Origin of the sequence: Streptomyces sp. NPDC058964 (assembly GCF_042741275.1) — a bacterium.
Lineage (GTDB): Bacteria > Actinomycetota > Actinomycetes > Streptomycetales > Streptomycetaceae > Streptomyces.
In genome coordinates this window covers 2,310-5,883 of sequence record NZ_JBHYKH010000433.1, presented here as the reverse complement: position 1 = coordinate 5,883, position 3,574 = coordinate 2,310, and the positions used below count along the sequence as shown (strand labels likewise).

Sequence of the window (3,574 nt, the reverse complement as noted above, 5' to 3'; positions counted from 1 at the left end):
CCGCGCGCCCCCCCCCGCCGCGGGCCGGCGCCCTGTCGTCGGGTGGGGTGGGGGGTGGGGGGGTGCGGGGGGGGGGGCGGGCCGCGCCCCGCGCCCCCACCCCCCCCCCCGGCCGGTGGCCCGGTGTCCGTCCGGGCATGGGGGAAACGCCCGTTCCGGCGACGGCCGGGGTTCGGGCGGCTGGGGTGAGGCCGCCTTCGCCCTCGGCCCGGGAGGTGGTGCCGCCGTCAGCGCGCAGAGTCTGCGGGCGCCGGTCCGGAGCCGGAGTCCGGTCCGGGAGGGGGTATAGCATTCATCATGTGGTGAATTAATGCTCTCCTGAAGGGCAGGGCTGCGATGGAGGAGCGGACCACCTGTTGTGTAGTGGGGGGCGGCCCCGCGGGCATGGTGCTCGCCCTGCTGCTGGCCCGGGCCGGCATCGCCGTCACGGTGCTGGAGAAGCACGGCGACTTCCTGCGCGACTTCCGCGGCGACACCGTGCACCCCTCGACGCTGGCGCTGCTGGACGACCTGGGGCTGGCAGAGCGCTTCGCCCGGCTGCCCCAGCGCCGGGTGCGCACCGTCCGGCTGCCCGTCGGGGCAGGCCGATCGGCGGTCACGGTCGCCGACCTGTCGGTGCTGCGCGGCCCCTACAACTACGTGGCGATGGTGCCCCAGTGGGATCTGCTGGACCTCCTGGCGGACGAGGCCCGGCGTGAGCCCTCCTTCGAGCTGCGGATGAACACCGAGGCGACTTCCCTCATCGTCGAGGGCGGCCGGGTCACCGGCGTGCGCTACCGCACCTCGGACGGCCGCGCCGGGGAACTGCGTGCCGTCCTCACGGTCGCCTGCGACGGCCGCGGATCACTGGCCCGGTCCCGGCCCGAACTGGGACTTCACCGCTTCGGCTGCCCGATGGACGCCTGGTGGTTCCGGCTCCCCCGGCACGAGGGGGACCCGTCCGGACTCGTCGGCGGTGCGGGCGACCGCTTCCTCACCGCGATGATCGACCGCGGGGACTACTGGCAGTGCGCCGCGCTCATCCCCAAGGGCACAGACCAGGAGCGCCGCGCCGCCGGACTCGACCGCTTCCGGGCCGACTTCGCCGCCGCCGTCCCCTGGATCGCGGATCGCACCCACCACCTGCGTTCCTGGGACGAGGTCAAGCTCCTCGACGTACGCCTGGACCGGCTGCGCCGGTGGCACCGCCCCGGCCTGCTGTGCATCGGCGACGCCGCGCACGCGATGTCCCCCGTCTTCGGCATCGGCATCAACCTCGCCGTGGAGGACGCCGTCGCCGCGGCCCGCCACCTGGTCGAACCGCTGCGCCGCGGCGTCGTGGGGCTGCGCGACGTACGCGGTCTGCAGCGCCGCCGGCGTCCCACCACGGTCCTCACGCAGACACTCCAGCGGATGGCCCACGCCCGCGTCATCGCGCCCGTCCTGCAGGGCCGGCCGCCCCTGGGCAGCGTGGACCGGGCGAGGCGGATGGCAGGTCTGCTCACCGGGTCACGTCTGGTACGCCGCCTCCCCGCGTACTTCGTCGCATACGGCGCGCTGCGCGAGCGTCCGCCGGCCGCGGCCGTCCACGCGGGGGTCAGCGGTCCTTCGGAACCGGGCCGGGAGCGGCAGGTGACTCAGCGTCGGGGATGAGGAGTCGCGGGCTGCCGGAACCGTCTGCGGTCCACTGCAGGCGCAGCAGCCGGTACGCCCGGCGGAAGACATAGGCCGCCGTGGGCAGTTCGACGAAGACGGCCAGCCCGGCGGACGCCCAGAAGTCCGGGGTACCCAGGGCGAGTGACACGTCGAACCACGCGTCGCACACCAGCAGGACCACGGTCGCCAGCGCGGGAATCACCACGCATTGGTGCCGCCGGATGCCGAGGACGGCCGTCGCCGCGAAGGCGGTGAGCAGCAGGATGTCGAAGCCGACCCAGGTGGCCCGCCAGGCGTGTACCTGGTAGTCGGACGGCAGCGTCAGCCCGAGGAGCACCGTCCAGGGAACGAGGGCCAGGGCGGACGCGGCCAGCAGCTCGATGGTGTGGCGCCGGCGCCGTTCGAGCGACTCGTCGCGGCCGGGGCGGCCTGCGGAGGCAGCCGGAACCGGCGCGGCGGCCTCCCCGGCGGGGGCCGTCACCGTACGCGCTGTTGCCCGGCTCATCGCCGGCTGGCTTCCAGGTCCATGTCCGCCTCCGAAGAACCCACGGCTGTGAACGACAACCCGCAACATCGGAACCGGTATTTCCCGATCCGGCCCCAAGGGGCTGGATCCGCGCGTGATGTGGGACACAGTGGTGCCCCTCCGACGGGACCGCCCGCCGCGTCCAGTGCCTGGATCCGGGCCCGGACCCGTTCGGCCTCGGGGCGGGTCTGCTCCGTCAGGACGGCGAGGGGGCCCGGCCAAGCGCCCGGCCCGACCGCTGGTCTCCGGCGGGTGGCGTGTCACTTCCGGCACGGTGGTCGTCCTCGCTCGGTCCTTCCGGCGCGGCCACGCTGCCGATGCCCGCGTCACGAACTGTTCCGGCCACCGTCGACATCCGTTGCTGCGCGAGGATTTCACGGACGAGCTGCGGGGCGGCCCGGCCGCAGGGACAGCGGCGGCGGTGTCCCGGCGCTCCTCACCCGTGGAAGTCGCGCAAGCACCCATGGTTGCCGGGCGCACACTGGAAACAGGAGGCCAAGTGCCATGAGCCGACCCGGAGGTGAGCCATGAGCACGCTCGAAGAACACGTCGACGTCGCGGTTCCGCTGGACAGGGCCTGGGACGGCCTGCACGAGGTGGAGCAATATCCGCGCTTCCTCGCCGGCGTGCGCGAGGCACGTCCGGAGGCGGAAGGCCGAGCACATCTGGATGTCGAGACCGGGGGCCGGCTCCAGGAATTCGACGCGGAGCTGTCCGACCGGAAGGGCGAGCGGGTGATGGAGTGGCTCACCACGGGAGCCCCCGAACTCACGGGCTCGTTCTCGCTCCAGGAGATCGACAAGAACCGGACCCGCGTCCAGGCAAGGGTCGAGTACGACCCCGCGGTGATCAGGGAGACCTTCGGCGGTCCGAGGGGATTCGCCCAGGCGAACGCGATCGAACGGCTCGTACGCAGCGATCTGGAGCAGTTCAGGGAGTACCTGGAGCAAGGAGGACGATGAGCGCCTGCTGCCCTCGCCCCGCCACGGGTCGGGGGGGACCATGGGAGAGGAGCCACCAAGGGAGGCCTGCCATGAAGACCGGAGCCTCGGACTACGACAGATGGCTGTACTCTCACACCCCTTCCCAGGCCGAGGGCGAACGCGACGAACCGGCCGAGCGCACGGCCATGGAGCAGCATCCGGACGTCCCGAGGACCGAACCGTCCCAGGCCGAGGGCGAGAGGCTGGACGACACCCGGAACCCGTGACCGCCGGCAAGTGATCACATGGCGGCGAAGACGGCCCGAGCCACGCCACAATGACCTTGTGGAACAGGGGACAGCAGCGGCGGCACGGGTCGCTTCGGCGTGGCCGGGGCCCCGCCCCGGGGCCCCGGCCCCCCCCCGGGGGGGCGGGCCCCAAGCCCGGCAGAGCTTATCACCCGCGCCCCCCGGAACCACGAACCGGACGC

4 protein-coding genes are annotated in these 3,574 nt (G+C 73.3%); 3 read left to right on the top strand and 1 reads right to left on the bottom strand.

Features of this window, described 5'->3' with window-relative positions:
* Positions 1–336: 336 nt before the first annotated feature.
* Entirely contained in the window at positions 337–1,632 is a 1,296-nt protein-coding gene (locus tag ACFW2E_RS35915) for an FAD-dependent oxidoreductase (RefSeq protein WP_384472913.1), read from the top strand.
* On the opposite strand, the gene ACFW2E_RS35910 is transcribed toward ACFW2E_RS35915, so the two are convergent.
* Positions 1,577–2,140, bottom strand: a complete 564-nt coding sequence (locus tag ACFW2E_RS35910; RefSeq protein WP_384472911.1) for a hypothetical protein — start codon at positions 2,138–2,140, stop codon at positions 1,577–1,579. The genes ACFW2E_RS35915 and ACFW2E_RS35910 overlap by 56 nt on opposite strands.
* Positions 2,141–2,688: 548 nt before the next feature.
* Here ACFW2E_RS35910 and ACFW2E_RS35905 point away from each other — a divergent pair.
* Positions 2,689–3,123 carry an SRPBCC family protein gene (locus ACFW2E_RS35905; protein ID WP_384472908.1) on the top strand — a complete coding sequence of 145 codons (435 nt, stop codon included), beginning with the start codon at positions 2,689–2,691 and terminating at the stop codon, positions 3,121–3,123.
* A gap of 71 nt (positions 3,124–3,194) precedes the next feature.
* Complete coding sequence (locus ACFW2E_RS35900; RefSeq protein ID WP_384472905.1) at positions 3,195–3,371, top strand: hypothetical protein; 177 nt, start codon at positions 3,195–3,197, stop codon at positions 3,369–3,371.
* Positions 3,372–3,574: the final 203 nt, after the last annotated feature.